This is a genomic window from Streptomyces sennicomposti, from assembly GCF_019890635.1.
Taxonomy (GTDB): Bacteria; Actinomycetota; Actinomycetes; order Streptomycetales; family Streptomycetaceae; genus Streptomyces; species Streptomyces sennicomposti.
The window spans coordinates 18668-38055 of sequence record NZ_JAIOAB010000067.1; the positions used below are offsets into that span (position 1 = coordinate 18668).

Annotated in this window: 16 protein-coding genes; 13 read left to right on the forward strand and 3 right to left on the reverse strand. The window is 74.0% G+C overall.

Annotated features, from left to right (window positions below):
• Positions 1 to 62: 62 nt before the first annotated feature.
• Positions 63 to 584, reverse strand: coding sequence for a cysteine dioxygenase (locus tag K7787_RS27200; RefSeq protein ID WP_009188964.1), 522 nt, complete (start codon positions 582 to 584; stop codon positions 63 to 65).
• Between the two features lie 672 nt (positions 585 to 1256).
• Here K7787_RS27200 and K7787_RS27205 point away from each other — a divergent pair.
• The 3 genes from K7787_RS27205 (at position 1257) to K7787_RS27215 (ending at position 7245) form a co-directional block, all read left to right on the forward strand.
• Positions 1257 to 1520, forward strand: a complete 264-nt coding sequence (locus K7787_RS27205) for a WhiB family transcriptional regulator (RefSeq protein ID WP_003975777.1) — start codon at positions 1257 to 1259, stop codon at positions 1518 to 1520.
• Between the two features lie 281 nt (positions 1521 to 1801).
• Positions 1802 to 5689: a glycosyltransferase family 2 protein gene (locus K7787_RS27210; protein ID WP_223003272.1), complete on the forward strand. Its 3888-nt coding sequence runs from the start codon at positions 1802 to 1804 to the stop codon at positions 5687 to 5689.
• A complete protein-coding gene (locus K7787_RS27215) occupies positions 5686 to 7245 on the forward strand; it encodes a DUF5719 family protein (protein WP_223003273.1) in 1560 nt (519 codons plus the stop codon). Before K7787_RS27210 ends, K7787_RS27215 begins: the two co-directional genes overlap by 4 nt.
• A 234-nt stretch (positions 7246 to 7479) precedes the next feature.
• Here K7787_RS27215 and K7787_RS27220 read toward each other — a convergent pair whose 3' ends face one another.
• Entirely contained in the window at positions 7480 to 7929 is a 450-nt protein-coding gene (locus K7787_RS27220; RefSeq protein ID WP_078512035.1) for a metallopeptidase family protein, read from the reverse strand.
• A 415-nt stretch (positions 7930 to 8344) separates the two neighbouring features.
• Here K7787_RS27220 and K7787_RS27225 point away from each other — a divergent pair, with 415 nt between their 5' ends.
• The 8 genes from K7787_RS27225 (at position 8345) to K7787_RS27260 (ending at position 16915) form a co-directional block, all read left to right on the forward strand.
• Positions 8345 to 8767: a DUF3499 domain-containing protein gene (locus tag K7787_RS27225; protein WP_027758397.1), complete on the forward strand. Its 423-nt coding sequence runs from the start codon at positions 8345 to 8347 to the stop codon at positions 8765 to 8767.
• Between the two features lie 195 nt (positions 8768 to 8962).
• Positions 8963 to 10327 (forward strand): phosphomannomutase/phosphoglucomutase, encoded by a 1365-nt coding sequence (locus tag K7787_RS27230; protein WP_223003274.1) that lies wholly within the window; start codon positions 8963 to 8965, stop codon positions 10325 to 10327.
• 118 nt (positions 10328 to 10445) lie between these two features.
• Positions 10446 to 10616, forward strand: a complete 171-nt coding sequence (locus tag K7787_RS27235) for a Trm112 family protein (protein ID WP_009188957.1) — start codon at positions 10446 to 10448, stop codon at positions 10614 to 10616.
• Positions 10617 to 10709: 93 nt separating this feature from the next.
• A complete protein-coding gene (locus K7787_RS27240) occupies positions 10710 to 11837 on the forward strand; it encodes an SIS domain-containing protein (protein ID WP_223003275.1) in 1128 nt (375 codons plus the stop codon).
• Positions 11838 to 12031: 194 nt separating this feature from the next.
• Positions 12032 to 13183: a mannose-6-phosphate isomerase, class I gene (gene manA, locus K7787_RS27245; protein ID WP_223003276.1), complete on the forward strand. Its 1152-nt coding sequence runs from the start codon at positions 12032 to 12034 to the stop codon at positions 13181 to 13183.
• A gap of 171 nt (positions 13184 to 13354) precedes the next feature.
• Entirely contained in the window at positions 13355 to 14335 is a 981-nt protein-coding gene (locus K7787_RS27250) for a cation diffusion facilitator family transporter (RefSeq protein ID WP_009188954.1), read from the forward strand.
• Positions 14336 to 14650: 315 nt separating this feature from the next.
• Positions 14651 to 16108: an adenosylhomocysteinase gene (gene ahcY / locus K7787_RS27255; RefSeq protein ID WP_009188953.1), complete on the forward strand. Its 1458-nt coding sequence runs from the start codon at positions 14651 to 14653 to the stop codon at positions 16106 to 16108.
• Between the two features lie 189 nt (positions 16109 to 16297).
• A complete protein-coding gene (locus K7787_RS27260) occupies positions 16298 to 16915 on the forward strand; it encodes a hypothetical protein (RefSeq protein ID WP_223003277.1) in 618 nt (205 codons plus the stop codon).
• 54 nt (positions 16916 to 16969) lie between these two features.
• Here the strand turns inward: K7787_RS27260 and K7787_RS27265 are convergent, their stop codons facing one another.
• Positions 16970 to 17974 carry an RDD family protein gene (locus tag K7787_RS27265; RefSeq protein WP_223003278.1) on the reverse strand — a complete coding sequence of 335 codons (1005 nt, stop codon included), beginning with the start codon at positions 17972 to 17974 and terminating at the stop codon, positions 16970 to 16972.
• Positions 17975 to 18105: 131 nt separating this feature from the next.
• On the opposite strand from K7787_RS27265, the gene K7787_RS27270 reads away from it, so the two are divergent.
• On the forward strand, positions 18106 to 19113 hold the full coding sequence (locus tag K7787_RS27270) for a stage II sporulation protein M (protein ID WP_164390566.1): 1008 nt from the start codon (positions 18106 to 18108) through the stop codon (positions 19111 to 19113).
• Positions 19114 to 19194: 81 nt separating this feature from the next.
• On the forward strand, positions 19195 to 19388 hold a 194-nt coding region (locus K7787_RS27275; RefSeq protein ID WP_223003279.1), incomplete at its 3' end, for a hypothetical protein.

Below are 19388 nucleotides of genomic sequence, written 5' to 3' on the forward strand. Positions count from 1 at the left end.
CCTCGGGCTCCCCGCGCGCCGCGGGCTCCCGGCGCCGTGCCGCGCCCTCACCCGGTGCCGCCTCAGGCGTTGACGGCGTCCAGCGGCTCGTACGGCCCGGCCACGGCGCCGGCGCACCGGGCGGCGTCGTGCATGGGCATCTCGGTGAGGCCGGGGAAGTAGACGTGCAGGCTGACGGCGGGGCGCAGCGTGTCGTTGACGACCTCGTGCGCGTACCCCGGCGCGAAGACGCGCTGCGCGCCCGCGTCCAGCGCGCGCGTGCCGCGTCCGGTGCGCTCGGTCAGCGTGCCCTCCAGGACGGTCAGCACGCCCGAGGACCGGCCGTGGTCGTGCAGCCCGGTGCCCTGCCCGGGCACCCAGGACAGCAGCCACACCTCGTAGCCCGGGCCGGTGCCCAGGCGGTGGTACCAGCGCGTCGTCGCGTCGTAGCGGACGAGGGGGCGCCACCGGTCGGCGTCGGCGGCGATCGAGCGGGCCAGCCCGGCGAACTCGGCCACGGTGGCGGGGTGCTCGCGCGGGGCCTGGAGCAGGTGGGGGACTTCGAGGATGTCGCCGGCGATCTGGAGGTCGCTGTCGCTGTTCATGGGGTGCGGTGGTTCCTCGGTGAGGGCGGGTCAGCGGGGGAACGGGTCGCCCGGCCGTGGGGGGCCGGACGGCGGCTGGAGCGCGCGGAATGCGCGAGGGCTCAACAGCCGCAGCAGCGACAGCTACAGCGAGCGCGGGCAGCACCGAGGGACCCGGCGGTGCGGGTCGAGGTGAGTGCCGAGTTCGCGAGCATGCCCACAAGGACACCGGCTCACACCTCCAGTGTCAACTCGACGCCCGGAATGTGGGACATGTTTCACCTCATCCGGTTCATCTCCCAGGTGAAAGGTTTGCTCATCGGGGTAGCGGGACACATGCGGCACATGCCGGGCGCGCAAGCGCCGTTGCCATCCCGTGATCCGACTGTGATCAGGGCCGCTTCGGCGCGCGTGTCGGAACGAGATCGAAGGCCTGGGCGTCCTTGCCTGTGCGGGCCCCGACGGGGGTTCCGCGCGGGACCGGAGGTTCTCGGGGCCCTGCGGTGTGTCAAGGTTTATGCCGATTTGAACACTTACTGCAGGGGCTTGGTTCCGCAGAGTGAATAAGGGGCCCAATAGCAGATCTCGGCTTGACTCGCCCGGAGCAGCACACTTGTAATTTCACTCGTGTCGTTCAGCCGGGATCGGTAACGGCTACATCACGGGGACGCGAAAGACAGACGAGGGGCGCACATGACCGAGCTGGTGCAGCAACTGCTGGTCGACGACGCGGACGAGGAACTCGGCTGGCAGGAGCGCGCGCTGTGCGCCCAGACCGACCCCGAGTCCTTCTTCCCCGAGAAGGGCGGCTCCACCCGCGAGGCCAAGAAGGTCTGCCTCGCCTGCGAGGTCCGCTCCGAGTGCCTCGAGTACGCCCTCGCCAACGACGAGCGCTTCGGCATCTGGGGCGGCCTGTCCGAGCGCGAGCGGCGCCGTCTGAAGAAGGCCGCCGTCTGACCCTCCACCGCCTGCCCGGCTTCTCCGCAGGCGTCCGGCCGCCCCTTCGCGCGGCCCGGCATCCGGCCGGACTCCACGGCCGACGGCCGCGTGCACATCACCGGCCACGTGCACATATCCCCAGGCAAACCTCACGAACGGCCCGTCGCGGGTGGGTTGTCCACAGGCGGCGGGCCGCCGTCATGGCCAGCCAGTAGTGTGGTCGCTCGTCCGAGACGCCCCGCTGCCTCAAGGAGCACCGGCGTCCACCGCAGTCCACCGAACCGGGGCCGTGTATCTCGATGTCCGTGCACAGCCATACGGCAGCCCACTACGACGTCACCGCGGCGGCGCCGGCCGCCCCCGAGCGCGCGCCGGCGACCGGCCCGGACGGCGCGCCGGAGTACCCGCGGCACGTCGTCACCGCCGTCCTCGTCTCCCACGACGGCGCCCGCTGGCTGCCCGACGCGCTCGCCGGCCTGCTCGGCCAGGAGCGCCCCGCGCAGTACGCCGTGGCGGCCGACACCGGCAGCGCCGACGCCTCCGCGCAGATCCTCACCGACGCCCTCGGCGCCGACCGCGTACTGCACCTCGCCCGGCGTACCGGCTTCGGCCAGGCCGTCGAGGAGGCCGTCCGCACCGCCCCGTACCTCACCCCGGACGACCTGCCGTACCTCAAGCGCCCCAGCGGCTGGGACCCCGTCACGCGCACCTGGCGCGACGACGCCTACGACCTGCCCGACCTGCCGCACGGCGAACCGGTGCAGTGGCTGTGGCTGCTGCACGACGACTGCGCCCCCGAACCCGACGCCCTCGCCCAGCTGTTGCGCGTCGTCGACGACGAGTACGAACTCGGCCGCCAGGACGTCGCCGTCGTCGGCCCCAAGCTGCGCGGCTGGTACGACCGCAGGCAGCTCCTCGAAGTGGGCGTCAGCATCGCCAACTCCGGCCGCCGTTGGACCGGCCTTGACCGCCGCGAACAGGACCAGGGCCAGCACGACCACGTCCGGTCCGTGCTGTCGGTGTCCACCGCCGGAATGCTGATCCGCCGTGACATCTTCGAACAGCTCGGCGGGTTCGACCGCCGGCTGCCCCTGATGCGCGACGACGTCGACCTGTGCTGGCGCGCCCACGCCGCCGGCCACCGCGTCCTGATCGCCCCCGAGGCCGTCGTACGCCACGCCGAGGCCGCCTCGCGCGAACGCCGCACCGTCGACTGCGTCGGCCGCACCTCCCGCCCGTCGCCCGACCGCCACCCCTCATCGACGCGCTTCGCGCGGCAGGGTGCATCCCCGCACAAGGTCGACAAGGCCGGCGCCGTCTACACCCTCCTCGTCAACACCCGCACCGCCGCCCTGCCCTGGGTGCTGCTGCGCCTCGTCCTCGGCACCCTGCTGCGCACCGTCGCCTACCTGGTCGGCAAGGTCCCCGGCCAGGCCCTCGACGAGATCCGCGGCCTGCTCGGCACCCTGCTGCGGCCCGAGCGGATCGTCGCCGGCCGCCGACGGCGCGGGAAACCGCAGATCGACAAGGGCGAACTGCGCGCCCTCTTCCCGCCGCCCGGCGCCACCGTCCGGGCCACCGTCGAACAGGTCGCGGGCAACCTCGTCGGCCGCTCCGACCCCGAGGCCTCCTCGGCCGGCCGGCACGGCGGCGCGGTCGAGTCCGGACCCGGCGGCGACGACGCCGACTTCCTGGAGATCGAGCAGTTCGCCCGCCTCAAGCGCATCGCCCGCAAACCCGGCCCGGTGCTCTTCCTGGTGCTGCTGCTCGTCTCCCTGGCCGCCTGCCGGGGCCTGCTCGGCGGCGGCGCCCTCACCGGCGGCGCCCTGCTGCCCGCCCCCGCCGACTCCGGCGACCTGTGGGCCCGCTACCTGGACGCCTGGCACCCCGTCGGCACCGGCGGCACCCCCGCCGCCCCGCCCTACCTGGCGCTCGTGGCCATGCTGGCCTCCGTGCTGTTCGGCTCCACCGGCCTCGCCGTCACCGTGCTGCTGATCGGCTCGGTCCCGCTGGCCGGGTTCACCGCGTACTTCGCCTCCCGCCCGCTCGTCCCCTCCCGGCTGCTGCGCGCCTGGGCGGCCGTCGCCTACGCCTTCCTGCCCGCCACCACCGGGGCGCTGGCCGGCGGCCGGATCGGCACCGCCGTGCTGGCCGTGCTGCTGCCGCTCATCGCCCGCGCGGGCATCGCCGCCAGCGGCCTGGCCCACTCCTCCGGCGCCCGCGGCAGCTGGCGCGCCACCTGGGCGTACGCGCTGCTGCTGACCGTCGCCACCGCCTTCACGCCCATCGTGTGGCCCATCGCGCTGGTCCTCGGCCTCGGCGTGCTCGCCGTGCGCCGCCGCGACCCGCTGGCCTGCGGACTGCGCTTCCTGGCCCAACTGGCCACCCCGCTGCTGATCCTCGCCCCCTGGTCGCTGTCCCTGCTGCCGTTCGGCTTCTTCACCGAGGCCGGCCTCGACTACGGCGCCTCGGCCGCCTCCGCCCTGGACCTGCTCGGCGCCGGCCCCGGCGGCCCCGGCACGGTGCACGGACTGATGCTCATCGGCATCGTCCTGGCCGCCCTCGCCGCCCTGCTGCGCTCCGAGCGCCGGTTCGCGATCCTGGCGGCCTGGACGGTCGCCCTGGTGGCGCTCGTCCTCGCCGTCCTGTCCAACCGCTCGACCTGGGCCGGCCCCGCCACCCTCGTCTACGGCCTCGCCCTGCTGGCCGCCGCCCTGCTCGGCGCCGACGGGGCACGCGCGCGCGTGGCCGAGCAGAGCTTCGGCTGGCGCCAGCCCGTGGCCGCGCTGATCGCCTTCGCCTCGGCCGCCGGCCCCCTGCTGGTCGCCGCCGGCTGGATGATCCGCGGCGCCGACGGCCCGCTGGAGCGGCGCGACCCGGTGCAGGTGCCCGCGTTCGTCGCCGAGGAGAGCAGCACCCGCGACCAGGCCCGCACCCTGGTCCTCGACAGCGACTCCGCCGCCCACGTCGGCTACATGCTGGTGCGCGGCTCCGGCGTGCGCATGGGCGACGCCGAACTGGCCGACGCGGCCGGCGAGAACAGCGCCCTCGGCAAGGTCGTCGCCAACCTGGTCGCCGGCTCCGGCGCCGACCAGGCCGGCCAGCTCGGCGGGTTCGCCGTGCGCTACGTCCTCGTCCACAAGGGCGCGCCCCGCGAGATCAGCCGCGTCCTGGACGCCACTCCCGGCCTGACCCGGCTCAGCCAGCAGGACGGCAGCGCCCTGTGGCGGGTGGACCGCGAGGTCTCCCGCGCCGCCGTCGTCCCCGCCGCCGGTTCCGGCTCCACCGCCACGGGCTCCGGCACGGCCGCCGCCCAGCCGGTGGCCGCCGGACCCGTCGAGATCCACACCACGATCCCGTCCGGCGCCGCGGGCCGCGTCCTGCGCCTCGCCGACTCCGCCGACCCGGCCTGGACCGCCACCCTGGACGGCAAGCCGCTCACCCGCACCACCGTCGACGGATGGGCCCAGGGCTTCCAGCTGCCCGCCTCCGGCGGCAGGCTGGACGTCACCTTCGACACCCCGATCGCCCACACCGCCTGGCTGTGGACCCAGGGCGCCCTCGCCCTCGTCCTCGTCGTCCTCGCCCTGCCCGGCCGCCGCCGCGAGATCGACGACGACCTGCCCGAGGAGCAGCCGGCGCCCGCCGAGGCGATCACCGGCGACGGCCGCCGCGCCCGCCGGCTGCGCGCCCAGGCGGAAGCCGCCGAGGCCGCCGAGGCGGCGGAGGACGGCCAGGAGCACCCGGCGGCCGCGCCCCCCGTCCCGCAGGAGGCCCCCGCGGTCCCGCACCAGCACGCCTACGGCGACTGGGACACGCGAGCCGCCGACAGCGACACCCACACCGACGCCGGAACCGACGCCTACGCGGAAACCGGCGCCGCGCCCGGATACGGCGGCTACGGCGACGGGCAGTACGGCGCCGTACCGCCCCAGCAGTACCCGGCGGACCCGTACGGCCAGGCGTACCCGGGCGGCCAGGACGGCCAGGGCGGCCACCCCGCCCCCGGCGGCCAGGGCGACCCCTACCAGGGCGTCCCGTACGACCCGTACGGGTACGGCGACCAGACCCAGCAGGGAACCTACGGGCAGCCGTACCACCAGGGGTACGAGGAGCAGCCGTACGACCCGGCACAGCACCACCCGCACGGCAACGGCAGTGAGCGCCCCGACGGGAGCCAGCAGTGAACCGCACGACCTTGTCCCTGATCGCCGGAGCGGCCGCGCTCGCCGCCGTCACCGGATTCGCCGCGCTGGACGCGCCCGGCGCAGCGGGCGCCGACCCGGCGGGGGCCGCCGCCCGACTGCCCGTCGAGCGCACCACGTTGGTGTGCCCGGCGCCGAGCGGCTCCGACATCGCCGAGACCTCGTACACGTCCTTCACCCCCGTGACCCAGGGCGCCGCCGGCGACGGCAAGGGCCAACTCCAGGCCGCCGCCGAGGAGTCGGGCACGGACGACGGCAAGAGCGACAGCAAGGACGACGACGGGGACGGCGGCAAGAGCGACAGCAAGGGCAGCGGCAAGAGCGGCGGCAAGAAGAAGGCCGCCGAGGCCGCGCTCCAGCCCAAGGCGCCCGGCACGCCGGCCACCGGCGACACCGACGGCGCGGACGCGCCCGCGCTGATCGGCACCGCCGAGGGCAAGTTCGCCCCCGGCTGGACCGTGCAGCAGACCAGCGAGGTCGCCGCGGGCGCCGGACGCGGCCTGCTCGGCGTCAACTGCACCGCCCCGGACACCGAGTTCTGGTTCCCCGGCGCGAGCACGGCCGCGAGCCGCGCCGACTACGTCCACCTGACCAACCCCGACGACTCCGCCGCCGTCGTCGACATCGAGCTGTACGGCAAGGACGGCGCCGTCAAGTCGGAGGTGGGCGAGGGCATCACGGTCGCGCCGCGCTCCAGCGAGCCCGTCCTGCTGTCCACGCTCGCCGACGCCGCGCAGGACGACCTCACGGTGCATGTGAGCGTGCGCAGCGGCCGGGTCGGGGCGGCGGTGCAGGCCCTGGACAACAAGCTCGGCGGGGACTGGCTGGCCGCCTCCGCCGACCCGGCCGGCGGCGTCGTGCTGCCGGGCATCCCCAAGGACGCCACGGACGTCCGGCTGATCGCCTTCACGCCCGCCGACGCGGACACCGACCTGAAGGTGAAGCTGGCCTCCCCGTCCGGCCTGATCACCCCCGCCGGGCACGAGACCGTGCACCTCAAGGGCGGCACGACGACCGCCGTGGACCTCGGCGACGTCACGCGCGGCGAGGCGGGCTCCCTGGTGCTGACCCAGTCCGCCCAGTCCGTGCCGGTGGTCGCCGCCCTCCAGGTGATACGCGGCAAGAGCGGCAAGCAGGAGACGGCGTTCATCCCGGCGGCCGGCCCCCTCGCGGCGCGCGCCACGGCGGCCGACAACAGCGCCGAGGGCGCCACGCTCTCGCTGACCGCCCCCACCGCCACCGCACAGGTCAAGGTCACCGCCTCGGCGGGCAGCGAGGGCGGTACGGCGGTGTCGAAGACGTACACGATCAAGGCGGGCACCACGCAGGACATCGCCCCGCCCGTCCCGGCCGGCCTGAAGGGCACCTACGCCCTGACGGTGGAGCGGATCTCCGGCGGCCCGGTGTACGGGGCGCGCACTCTCACGGCGACGGAGGAGGGCGTCCCCGGCGTCACCGTCCAGACCCTCCCGGACGACCGGGGCACGGTGTCGGTGCCGCACACGGACGAGGACGTCTCGGTACTCCAGAAGCCGTGACCTCGCGGCAGGCCGTGATCTCGCGGACGCCGTGACCTCGCGGCGGCCGTGGCGCACATGGTCCGGGGGAGAACCGCCCCCGGACCGTCCGTCACGGCCCGCACCGCCCCCCGGCACCGCCCCCCGGCAACTCCCGGCGACCGACGGCGGCCCCGGACGAGCCCCGGCACCCGGCCGGCTCAGAAGGGGCCGTACCTCCGGCCGGCTCAGCAGGGGCCGTACCCCCCGGCCGGCTCAGTCCTCCCCGTACCGTGGGTCCACCGTCTCCGGTGTGAGCCCCAGCAGATCGGCCACCTGCTCGACCACGATCTCGTGCACCAGCGCGGCCCGCTCGTCGCGGCCCTTGCTGCGGATCTCCACCGGCCGCCGGTAGACGATCACCTGCCCCCGGCGCCCGTCCCGGGCGGCGACCGTCGCCCCCAGCGGGACCGGCTCGTCGCTCCAGGTCTGCCCCGGCCCGTCCAGGCGGGGCACCTCCAGCACCACGAAGTCCACCTCGGCCAGCTGCGGCCAGCGCCGCTCCAGCCGGTCCACGGAGTCCTGCACCAGATCCGCGAACACCTCGGCACGGCTCGCGGCGAGCGGCACCTGCGGCGGTGCGATCGGGCCGCGCATGCCCCGGCCGTGGCGATCACGCCGGCGGGGCCCGGGACCTGCGGAACGGGGCGGTACACGGTTGTCCATCACTGCTGAAGCCTAGTCCCCGCGGCCCCTCCGCGCCCGGTTGCGCACGGCATCCCGGCCACCGCGCCGCCCACCCGGACGCGCCCAGCGACACCGACCGGGCGCACCCCGCGGCTCCGCCCCGACGCACCCCGCGGCTCCGCCCCGACGCACCCCCGCCACCCCGCCACCCCGCCACTCCGCCCGGACGCACCCGCGCTCCCGCCGCCGTCCGCCGGGCCGCCCGACCGTGTGTCCGTCTCCCCGGCAGCTCCGATCTCATGGACATCTCAAGGAGATTGGCCGGGTTTGCCCCCACTCGCGACCGCCGCAAGGGGTGTTGGAGATCTCGCCACCCGGGGTCCGCGCAGGTCAGAAACGTGTGTCAGAGTGGGTATGTGGGGTGTTTCACAGCACGACACGGGGGAGTGACCTGGTGGAGAGTCGTCGCGGCCCGCTCAAGAGTGCGGTACCGTCCAACGTCGTGAGCCCTGTACGTCGCTGTTCGCGCACCGCTTGCGGCCGTCCCGCCGTAGCGACGCTGACGTACGTCTACGCCGACTCGACCGCGGTCCTCGGCCCGCTCGCCACCTACGCCGAACCCCACTGCTACGACCTGTGCGCCGAGCACTCCGAGCGCCTCACCGCACCGCGCGGCTGGGAGGTCGTCCGGCTCCTCGACGGTTCGGCCCCCGCCCGCCCCAGCGGCGACGACCTCGAAGCGCTCGCCAACGCGGTGCGCGAGGCCGCCCGGCCCCAGCAGCGCGCGGCCGAGGCCGGCGGCGGGGCGCGCGGCGCGGACCCGATGGAGGTCGCGCGGCGCGGCCATCTGCGGGTGCTCCGCTCGCCGGACAACTGACGAAGCCGTTCACGGCCGAAGCCGTTCGTCGCGAAGCCCGGCAAAACCGTTCGCCACGGCCAGAGTCGGGGCGGCGGCGCCCCGCGCCGGACCGCCCCGCCCCTCACCTGCACCGGCCACACCTGCCGGAACGGGTAGTTTGTGGGGACCGATCGGGACGTCGGGTGCGGCGTCGGGTGTTCAGAAGGGTTGGCCGTGACTGCTGATCTGTCGCAGCTCGTGAAGGCGTACGACGTGCGCGGCGTCGTCCCGGACCAGTGGGACGAGTCGCTGGCCGAGCTGTTCGGCGCGGCCTTCGTGCGGGTGACCGGCGCCGACGCCATCGTCACCGGGCACGACATGCGGCCCTCCTCGCCCGGCCTGGCGGGCGCGTTCGCGCGCGGCGCGGCCCGCTCCGGCGCCGACGTCACCGAGATCGGCCTGTGCTCGACGGACCAGCTGTACTACGCCTCCGGCGCGTTCGGCCTGCCCGGTGCGATGTTCACCGCCTCGCACAACCCGGCGCGGTACAACGGCATCAAGATGTGCCGCGCGGGCGCCGCCCCCGTCGGCCAGGACACCGGACTGTCCCGCATCCGCGAACTGGTCGAGGAATGGAGCGAGTCGGGCGCACCGGAGCCGGCCGCCCGCACCGGAGCGGTCACCCGCCGCGACACGCTGGAGGACTACGCGGCCTACCTGCGCTCCCTGGTGGACGTGACCGCCATCCGCCGGCTGAAGGTGATCGTCGACGCCGGCAACGGCATGGGCGGCCACACCGTCCCCACGGTCCTCGCCGGGCTGCCGGTCGACCTGGTCCCGATGTACTTCGAACTGGACGGCACCTTCCCCAACCACGAGGCCAATCCGCTCGATCCGGCCAACCTCCTGGACCTGCGCGCCCGGGTCCGCGCCGAGGGCGCCGACCTCGGGCTCGCCTTCGACGGCGACGCCGACCGCTGCTTCGTCGTGGACGAGCGCGGCGAGCCGGTCTCCCCGTCCGCGATCACCGCGCTGGTCGCCGCCCGCGAACTGGCCCGCAACGGCGGCACGGGCGCGGTCATCCACAACCTCATCACCTCCCGGTCGGTCGCCGAGGTGGTGCGGGAGAACGGCGGCACCCCGGTCCGCACCCGGGTCGGCCACTCGTTCATCAAGGCCGAGATGGCCCGGACCGGCGCGATCTTCGGCGGCGAGCACTCCGCGCACTACTACTTCAAGGACTTCTGGAACGCCGACACCGGCATGCTGGCCGCCCTGCACGTCCTCGCGGCCCTCGGCGGCCAGGACGGCCCGCTGTCCGCCCTGGTGGCGCGCTACGACCGCTACGCCGGCTCCGGCGAGATCAACTCCACCGTCGAGGACCAGGCGGCCCGCATCGCCGCGATCCGGGCCGCCTACACCGGCCGTCCGGACGTCACCCTGGACGACCTCGACGGCCTCACCGTCAGCGCCGCCGACTGGTGGTTCAACGTCCGCCCCTCCAACACCGAGCCGCTGCTCCGCCTGAACGCGGAGGCGCGCGACGAGGCCACGATGGCCAAGGTCCGCGACGAGGCCCTGGCGATCATCCGGGCCTGACCGCCGCCCGGCCCGGGGGCCTTCGACCGCGCCGCCGCCGAGCCCCCCACCGGCGGTACCCTGACCAGGCACGTCCGTACAACCGCACACGCACTCCCGCGCCCCGAAGGGAACCCTCATGCCGCTCGAAGCCGGCCTCCTGGAGATCCTCGCCTGCCCGGCCTGCCACTCTCCCCTGAAGGAGGAGGACGCCGAGCTGGTCTGCACCGGCCAGGACTGCGGCCTCGCCTACCCCGTGCGCGACGGCATCCCCGTGCTGCTGGTCGACGAGGCCCGCCGCCCCGCCTGACCGGCGAGCGGCGTCCCCGGCGCCGTTCCGCCGTCCCGACGACTCGCCGTCCCGAGGCCCCGGCGCTCGGAGCCCGATCGGAGGCTGCCGCCCATGCTCGACGAATCGCTGCTCGACGACCCGGAGGCGCTCGCCGCCGCCGACCGGCGCGGACTGCTGCGCGGCGCCGCCGAGGCCGGCGCCCGGGTCCGCACCGCCGCCCGGCACGCCGCCGAGGCCGGCGTGGCCGGGCTGAAGCCCGACGGCCGCCCCCGCGCCGTCCTCATCGCCGGACCCGGCGCCGCCGCCACCCACGCCGCCGACCTGCTCGGCACCCTGGCCGGCGCCGGCAGCCCCGTCACCCGGCTGGCGCCCACCGGCGTCGCCACCGCCTCCGGCGCCCTGCGCTGGGAGCTGCCCGGCTGGGCCGGCTCCGTCGACCTGCTGCTGATCGCCACTCCCGACGGCACCGAACCGAGCCTCGGCGTCCTCGCCGAACAGGCCTACCGCCGCGGCTGCTCGGTCGTCGCCGTCGCCCCCGCCGGCACCCCGCTCGCCGAGGCCGTGGAAGGCGCGCACGGCCTGTTCGTCCCCATGGCGACGGCCCCCTACGACCACGACGAGCCGCTCGCCGGTTCCGCGCCGGGCGTGCTGTGGGCGCTGCTGACCCCGCTGCTCGCGCTCCTGGACCGCATCGGCCTGCTCGCCGCGCCGCCCGACGCCCTGGAGGCCGCGGCCGACCGGCTGGACCTCGTCGCCGAACGCTGCGGCCCCGCCGTCGCCACGTACAACAACCCGGCCAAGACCCTCGCCGCCGAACTCGCCGACGGACTGCCGGTGATCTGGACCGAGGGCGCCGCGGCCGGGCCGGCGGGCCGCCGCTTCGCCGCCGTGCTCGCCGAACTCTCCGGCGTCCCCGCGGCCGTGGCCGAACTCCCCGAGGCGCTCGCCGCGCACGACGCCCTGCTCGCCGGCCCGCTGGCCGCCAGCGCCGACCCGGACGACTTCTTCCGCGACCGGGTCTCGGAGCCGCCCGCCCTGCACGCGCGCGTGGTCCTGCTGCGCGACCGCCCGCTCGGCGGCCTCACCGCCGCTCCCGCCGCCCGTGACCTGGCCCTCGGCCACGACACGCCGATCAGCGAGCTGGAGCCCGAGCCCGGCGGCGAGATCGAGGCCCTCGCCGAACTCATCGCCGTCACCGACTTCACCGCGGTCTACCTGGCCCTCGCCTCCCGCGCCTGACCCGCGACCGCCCCCGCCGGCGCCCCGGCGCCGACACGGTCGTACGCGCCCCCACGGACGTACGCCCCTCCCACGGTCGTACGACAATCTGACGGACGTACGACACCCTCGCGGCCGTACGGTGTCGTACGGCCCCGCCCGGCCCGCCGCTCCCGCCGCCCGGCCCGCCCGGAAAGAACCGCAGAGAGAAGCGCATGGACCGCCTCGACAACACCGTCCGCCCCTACGCCTGGGGTTCCGCCACCGCCATCCCGCACCTGCTCGGCGTCGAGCCGACCGGCGAACCCCAGGCGGAGATGTGGATGGGCGCCCACCCCGGCGCACCCTCGCGCACCGCGCGCGGCACCCTCGCCGACCTCGTCGCCGCCGCCCCGGAACGCGAACTCGGCGCCGCCACGGTCGCCAAGTTCGGCCCCCGCCTGCCCTTCCTGCTCAAGATCCTCGCCGCCGGCGCCCCCCTCTCCCTCCAGGTCCACCCCAACCTGGAGCAGGCCAGGGAGGGTTACGCCGACGAGGAGCGCCGCGGCGTCCCGCTCGACGCCCCGCACCGCAACTACAAGGACGCCAATCACAAGCCCGAACTCATCTGCGCCCTCACCGAGTTCGACGGCCTGTGCGGCTTCCGCGAGCCGGCCGGGGCCGCCGCCCTGCTCGACGCGCTCGGCGTGGACTCCCTCAAGCCCTACGTCGACCTGCTGCACGCCCGCCCCGAGGAGGCGGCGCTGCGCGAGGTCCTCACCGCGATCCTCACCGCCGACCGCGAGGAGATCGCCCGCACCGTCCACGAGGCCGCGGCCGCCTGCGACCGCCTCGGCGGCGACCACGCCCCCTACGCCGCCATCGCCCACCACTACCCGGGCGACCCCGGCGTCCTGGCCGCGATGCTCCTCAACCACGTCCGCCTCCAGCCCGGCGAGGCCCTCTTCCTCGGCGCCGGCGTCCCGCACGCCTACCTCGACGGACTCGGCGTGGAAATCATGGCCAACTCCGACAACGTCCTGCGCTGCGGCCTGACCCCCAAGCACGTCGACGTGCCCGAACTCCTGCGCATCGTCCGCTTCGAGGCCGGCGACCCCGGCGTCCTGCGCCCCGAGGCCGCCCCCGACGGCGAGGAGGTCTACGAGACCCCTATCGAGGAGTTCCGCCTCTCCCGCTACGTCCTCGCGCCCGGCGCCGCCGCCCACGACCTCACCCTCGGCGCCCCGCAGATCCTGCTGTGCACGGCGGGCGCGGTCGAGGCCGGCGAACACCGGCTGACGCCGGGGCAGTCCGTGTTCGTCCCGGCCGGGGACGAGGCCGTGGTGTCCGGCGAGGGCACCGTCTTCCGGGCCACCGTCGTCGTCTGACCCCGCCCGGCGGTCCGGCGGCCACCTGGCGCACCGCCCCGGGGCCGGGCTGCAACAATGGCCCACCGGCAAAGGGCGGGCAAAGACCGCGACCGGCACACAGGCGTGCGGCGCGGGTACCCGCCCGCACACGGACACCAGCGCACGAAGGCGAAGGGACAACCCGAACACATGAGCGCGTCAGGCGGCACCAGGGCGATCGTGGCGGCACTCGGCGCCAACCTCGCGATCGCGGTATCGAAGTTCGTGGCCTTCGCCTTCAGCGGCTCCTCGTCGATGCTCGCCGAGGGCGTGCACTCGCTCGCCGACTCCGGCAACCAGTTCCTGCTGCTCATCGGCGGCAAGAAGGCCCAGCGCGAGGCGACCCCGCAACACCCCTTCGGCTACGGCCGCGAGCGCTACATCTACGCCTTCCTGGTCTCCATCGTGCTGTTCTCCATCGGCGGCATGTTCGCCATCTACGAGGGCTACGAGAAGATCAGCCACCCGCACGAGCTGGAGAACTGGTACTGGCCGGTGGCCGTCCTCGCCTTCGCGATCTGCGCCGAGGGCTTCTCCTTCCGCACCGCCATCAAGGAGTCCAACGAACTGCGCGGCAAGCTGTCCTGGGGGCAGTTCATCCGCCGCGCCAAGGCCCCCGAGCTGCCCGTCGTCCTCCTGGAGGACTTCGGCGCGCTGATCGGCCTCGTCCTCGCCCTCGGCGGCGTCGGACTCGCCCTGATCACCGGTGACGGCGTCTGGGACGGCATCGGCACCGTCTGCATCGGCGTCCTGCTGGTCGCCATCGCCCTCGTCCTGGCCGTCGAGACCAAGTCGCTGCTGCTCGGCGAGGCCGCCGGCGTCGAGGTGGTCCGGCAGATCGAGGACGCCACCGTCGACGGCGAGAGCGTCACCCGCATCATCCACATGCGCACCCTCCACCTCGGCCCCGAGGAACTGCTGGTCGCCGCGAAGATCGCCGTCCGCCACGACGACAGCGCCGCCGAGGTCGCCGCCGCCATCGACGCCGCCGAGGCCCGCATCCGCGCCGCCGTCCCCATCGCCCGCGTCATCTACCTCGAACCCGACGTCTACAGCGAGACCGAGGCCGCCAAGGGCCCCGACCCCGAGGCCACCCCGGGCGGCCCCACCCCGCACACCGGCGGCCACTGATCCCGCCGACCGACCTCGCACCCACGGGGCCCGCCGATCACCGGCGGGCCCCGTCGGCGTCCACGAACGGCCGGATCCGTTCGCAGGCCCACTGGGGGCCGCACCGCCCTCCGGTGTAGCTTGGGACGGAGCCAGACGTCGCTGCTGATGGCGGTCGGGCGATCCGGTGACGGACCGTCCGAGGGAGAGAGGGCCTCCGACGGACTGCGCTGCGCGCACGCGGGCATGCCTGTGTCCTCCTCGGGCACCCCTGTGTCCGCCGCCGCGCAGGTCAGCCGTACCCACCTCGACCCAACCACCGAGGAGCAGCCCGTAATGACGACTGTCGACAAGCGACAGGACTTCAAGGTCGCCGACCTGTCCCTGGCCGAGTTCGGCCGCAAGGAGATCACCCTCGCCGAGCACGAGATGCCGGGCCTGATGGCGATCCGCAAGGAGTACGCCGAGGCGCAGCCGCTGGCCGGCGCCCGCATCACCGGCTCCCTGCACATGACCGTGCAGACGGCCGTCCTGATCGAGACGCTGGTCGCGCTCGGCGCCCGGGTCCGCTGGGCGTCCTGCAACATCTTCTCCACCCAGGACCACGCCGCCGCCGCCATCGCCGTCGGCCCGAACGGCACCCCGGAGAACCCCCAGGGCGTCCCGGTCTTCGCCTGGAAGGGCGAGACCCTGGAGGAGTACTGGTGGTGCACGGAGCAGGCCCTGACCTGGCCCGACGCCGCCACCGGCGGCCCGAACATGATCCTGGACGACGGCGGTGACGCCACCCTCCTCGTCCACAAGGGCGTCGAGTACGAGAAGGACGGCAAGGTCCCCTCGCCCGACACCGCCGAGTCCGACGAGCACCGCGTCATCCTCCAGCTGCTGACCCGCACCCTGGGCGAGAACCCCCAGAAGTGGACGCAGCTGGCCTCCGAGATCCGCGGCGTCACCGAGGAGACCACCACCGGCGTCCACCGCCTGTACGAGATGCAGCGCGACGGCACCCTCCTCTTCCCGGCGATCAACGTCAACGACTCCGTCACGAAGTCGAAGTTCGACAACAAGTACGGCTGCCGCCACTCCCTGGTCGACGGCATCAACCGCGCCACCGACGTCCTGATCGGCGGCAAGACCGCCGTGGTCTGCGGCTACGGCGACGTCGGCAAGGGCTGCGCCGAGTCCCTGCGCGGCCAGGGCGCCCGCGTGATCATCACCGAGATCGACCCGATCTGCGCCCTCCAGGCGGCGATGGACGGCTACCAGGTCACCACCCTGGACGAGGTCGTCGAGACCGCCGACATCTTCGTCACCACCACCGGCAACAAGGACATCATCCTCGCCTCCGACATGGCGAAGATGAAGCACCAGGCCATCGTCGGCAACATCGGCCACTTCGACAACGAGATCGACATGGCCGGCCTCGCGAAGATCCCCGGCATCGTCAAGGACGAGGTCAAGCCCCAGGTCCACACCTGGACCTTCCCCGACGGCAAGGTCATCATCGTGCTGTCCGAGGGCCGCCTCCTCAACCTCGGCAACGCCACCGGCCACCCGTCGTTCGTGATGTCCAACTCCTTCGCGGACCAGACCCTGGCCCAGATCGAGCTGTTCACCAAGCCCGACGAGTACCCGACCGGCGTCTACGTGCTGCCCAAGCACCTCGACGAGAAGGTCGCCCGCCTCCACCTGGACGCCCTCGGCGTCAAGCTCACCAAGCTGCGCCCGGAGCAGGCGGCGTACATCGGCGTGGACGTCGACGGCCCGTACAAGGCCGACCACTACCGCTACTGACCGAGGCCGAGCCGCTTCCCGCGTCTCACCCAGGTCCCCAGAGGCAGGCCCCCGCACCCCCGTGCCGGGGGCCTGCCCCTTTCGGGCCGAACCGGCGGCCGTCACACACGCCGGACCGGCTCGCCGAGGCGACCGGACACGACCGGGAACAGATCCGGCCAGGCCCGACCCTCAGAACCCAGGACCCCTATGCCCCGCGGCCGCTATTCGCTTCTCGATCCGCACGATCACACCCCTTTCGCACACGAGCACTTCCAGTGCGCCCCCGGCCCCTCCGGCTGGCGCTACGTCTCCCAGGTCACCACCACCGAGGGCGACCACCGCGGCTCCGTCGACCTAGCCCTCGACGAACTCGGCCGCCCCCTCCGCCTCGAACTCCACACGGGCGGCTGGCAGGTGCGCGGCGCCGCCCTCGACGGCGTCACCTGGGTCCGCACCGACCCCACCGGAACCCACGCCACCGAAGGCAATGTGCGCGCCCACGCCTTCACCGGCACGTCCCCCGCGTTCCTCGTCGCCACGGCACGTCTCCTGCGCCTCACCCCCTCCGCCGCGGCCACCCGCGTACGCCTCGTCGACTTCACGGAACCGGTCCTCGCCCCCCTCACCGTGGACCAGTCCTGGACCTTGGTGGAAAGAGAAGCACACGCCACTGACAACGGCCCCCTGATCGTGGACGCGTACCAGGTCACAGCCCTGGACACGGGCGAGCGGCACACCGTCCACCTGGCCGGCGACGTGGTGGTCGCGGCCCCCGGCGTCGAGCTGGACGACCTCCAGTCACCGCCGTCGGTCTTCGCCCCCTGACCGGTCCCCGCCCACGCTCCACCGAGGACATCCGGACACCCGGCCCCACCCCCGCTAAGCCGGCGGCACGAACCCCGTACCGGCTCGCGGCGACGACACCGCGTCCTGAGCCGGTGAAGAAGCGGGAGAGGGCCCCGAAGCCGGCACCGGGTCAGGCGCCGACGGGACAGCCGACCCCGACGGGACAGCTGGCCCCTGCGGAACAGCCGACCCCTGAGGCCCGACCGGTCCCTGAGGGAAAGCAGCCCCCTGCGGGAAGGCAGGAGCCGACGGAACTCCCGGCGCCCCGGGCCCGACCGGCGCCCGCCCGCCGTTCCCGAACGCCCGCCTGGCCTCCCGCACCTGCCGCTCCTGCAACACCGCCGCCAGATACATGGCGGGCGGCACCCCGGGCGGTGCCGGAGCGCCGGTACGGGCCGCGAGATCGGTGGCCAGCCGCTGCGCCATGCCCCAGCCGACCTGCGGGTCCAGCTGGTGCATCCGCGTCAGGTACTGCCGGACCGCCAGCCACAGCCCGTCGGGCACGGCCGACAGATCGAGCGCCTGGAACCGCCCCGCCAGCCAGGGCGGCGGCGGAGGAACGAAGGACGCCCGCCCGCCGGCCACCCGCTCCCGCACGACCAGGGTGCCCGCGAACACATCGCCCAGCCGGCGGCCGCGCGCCGACACGAACGAGGCGATGCAGGCGACCACTCCCAACGTCATCAGGATCTCCACGACACCGATCGCCCCGCGCACCAGCGCGTGCCGGAACCGGATCGGCCCGCCGTCGTCCCGCACCACCCGCAGCCCGCACGCCAGCTTCCCGAGCGAACGCCCGTGGCTGAGCGTCTCCACCGCGATCGGACCGCCCACCAGCACCAGCAGGAAGCTCGCGATCGACAGCGCGATCTGCGCCGCCTCGTCCATCGACGCCGTCGCGACCACCACACCCACGGACACGGCGACATAGGCCGCCCCGGCCACCGCCAGGTCCAGCAGCACGGCCAGCATCCGGCTGGGCAGCCGCGCCGGGCGCAGCTCCAGCGCCACCGCCTCGCCCGTGATCAGTTCGCTCACGCCGTCGTCCTTCCCCTGACCTGCCCCTCGGACCGCCAGTCTGCCAAGCTGAGTCCCGTCGCGCCGCAGTAGGACAAGCTGACGCATCCCATGGGTAGTCGAACAACCAGCCGAGGAGCAGGCAGACAACGATGGACCTGGACGTCTTCGTCTCCGCCCACCGAGCCGAGTGGGACCGCCTCGACGCCCTGCTGCGCCGCCGCCGTCGCCTCACCGGCGGCGAGGCCGACGAACTCGTCGCCCTCTACCAGCGCGCCGCCACCCATCTCTCCCTCATCCAGTCCAGCGCCCCTGACCCTCAGTTGACCGGACGGCTCAGCCAGCTGGTGGCCCGCGCGCGCAGCACGGTCACGGGCACCCGGAAGGCGTCGTGGCGCGACGTCACCCGGTTCCTGCTGGAGGGCTTCCCGGCCGCGGTCTACCGGGCGCGCCACTGGTGGGTGCCCACGGCGGTCCTGTCCACCGTCGTCGCCGCCCTGCTGGGCTGGTGGATCGCCGCGCACCCGGAAGTACAGGCCACCATCGCGGCCCCCGACGAGCTGCGCAGCCTCACCCGGCCCGGCGGCGAGTACGAGACCTACTACTCCAGCCATCCCGCCACGGCCTTCGCCGCACAGGTGTGGACGAACAACGCGCAAGCCGCCGCCATGTGCCTGGTCCTGGGCGTCTTCCTCGGGCTGCCGGTCCTGTGGATCCTGTTCGAGAACATGCTCAACCTCGGCGTCGGCATCGGTCTGATGTCCTCGGCCGGCCGCCTCGACACCTTCCTCGGCCTGATCCTTCCGCACGGCCTGCTCGAACTGACCGCGGTGTTCGTCGCCGCCGGCACGGGCCTGCGCCTCGGCTGGACCCTGATCGACCCGGGCCCCCGCTCCCGGCGCACCGCCCTGGCCGAGGAGGGCCGGGCCGCGGTCGGCATGGCGATCGGACTCGCCCTGGTCCTCTTCGTCTCCGGAGCCATCGAAGGCTTCGTCACCCCGTCCGGCCTGCCCACCTGGGCCCGCATAGGCATCGGCATCCTCGCCGAACTGGCCTTCCTGACCTACGTCTACGTCCTCGGCGGCCGTGCCGTGCGCGCCGGCGACACGGGTGACCTGGCGGCCGCCGAACGCAGCGCCGCCGTGCCGACGGCCGCGTGATGTGCGGTCGCGGCTCTTGAGCTGCTAGTCTCCTCTTCGCCCCGCCGGAGCCGTTGACACGGAGCCGTAGGGGAGGTAGATTTGAACAGTTGCCTGGAGCTGGACCTGATCCGCACGGGCGATCGTGAACATCTATCCGCTTCCGAAATCATCGATTTCCTGGAAGCCCCCGATGAATCGGAAACTACAGCCGGTCAGACCGGCGCGAAACTTCTGATAAAGTCGGAACCGCCGGAAAGGAAAACGCGGAAGCGGGAACCTGGAAAGCACCGAGT

Bases quoted from the DNA above. Each gene is read 5' to 3' on its own strand.
- K7787_RS27205 (WP_003975777.1), top strand. From the start codon at position 1,257: ATGACCGAGCTGGTGCAGCAACTGCTGGTCGACGACGCGGACGAGGAA.
- ahcY (WP_009188953.1), top strand. From the start codon at position 14,651: ATGACGACTGTCGACAAGCGACAGGACTTCAAGGTCGCCGACCTGTCC.
- K7787_RS27220 (WP_078512035.1), bottom strand. From the start codon at position 7,929: ATGGACAACCGTGTACCGCCCCGTTCCGCAGGTCCCGGGCCCCGCCGG.
- manA (WP_223003276.1), top strand. From the start codon at position 12,032: ATGGACCGCCTCGACAACACCGTCCGCCCCTACGCCTGGGGTTCCGCC.
- K7787_RS27250 (WP_009188954.1), top strand. From the start codon at position 13,355: ATGAGCGCGTCAGGCGGCACCAGGGCGATCGTGGCGGCACTCGGCGCC.
- K7787_RS27200 (WP_009188964.1), bottom strand. From the start codon at position 584: ATGAACAGCGACAGCGACCTCCAGATCGCCGGCGACATCCTCGAAGTC.
- K7787_RS27260 (WP_223003277.1), top strand. From the start codon at position 16,298: ATGCCCCGCGGCCGCTATTCGCTTCTCGATCCGCACGATCACACCCCT.
- K7787_RS27210 (WP_223003272.1), top strand. From the start codon at position 1,802: ATGTCCGTGCACAGCCATACGGCAGCCCACTACGACGTCACCGCGGCG.
- K7787_RS27270 (WP_164390566.1), top strand. From the start codon at position 18,106: ATGGACCTGGACGTCTTCGTCTCCGCCCACCGAGCCGAGTGGGACCGC.
- K7787_RS27235 (WP_009188957.1), top strand. From the start codon at position 10,446: ATGCCGCTCGAAGCCGGCCTCCTGGAGATCCTCGCCTGCCCGGCCTGC.
- K7787_RS27240 (WP_223003275.1), top strand. From the start codon at position 10,710: ATGCTCGACGAATCGCTGCTCGACGACCCGGAGGCGCTCGCCGCCGCC.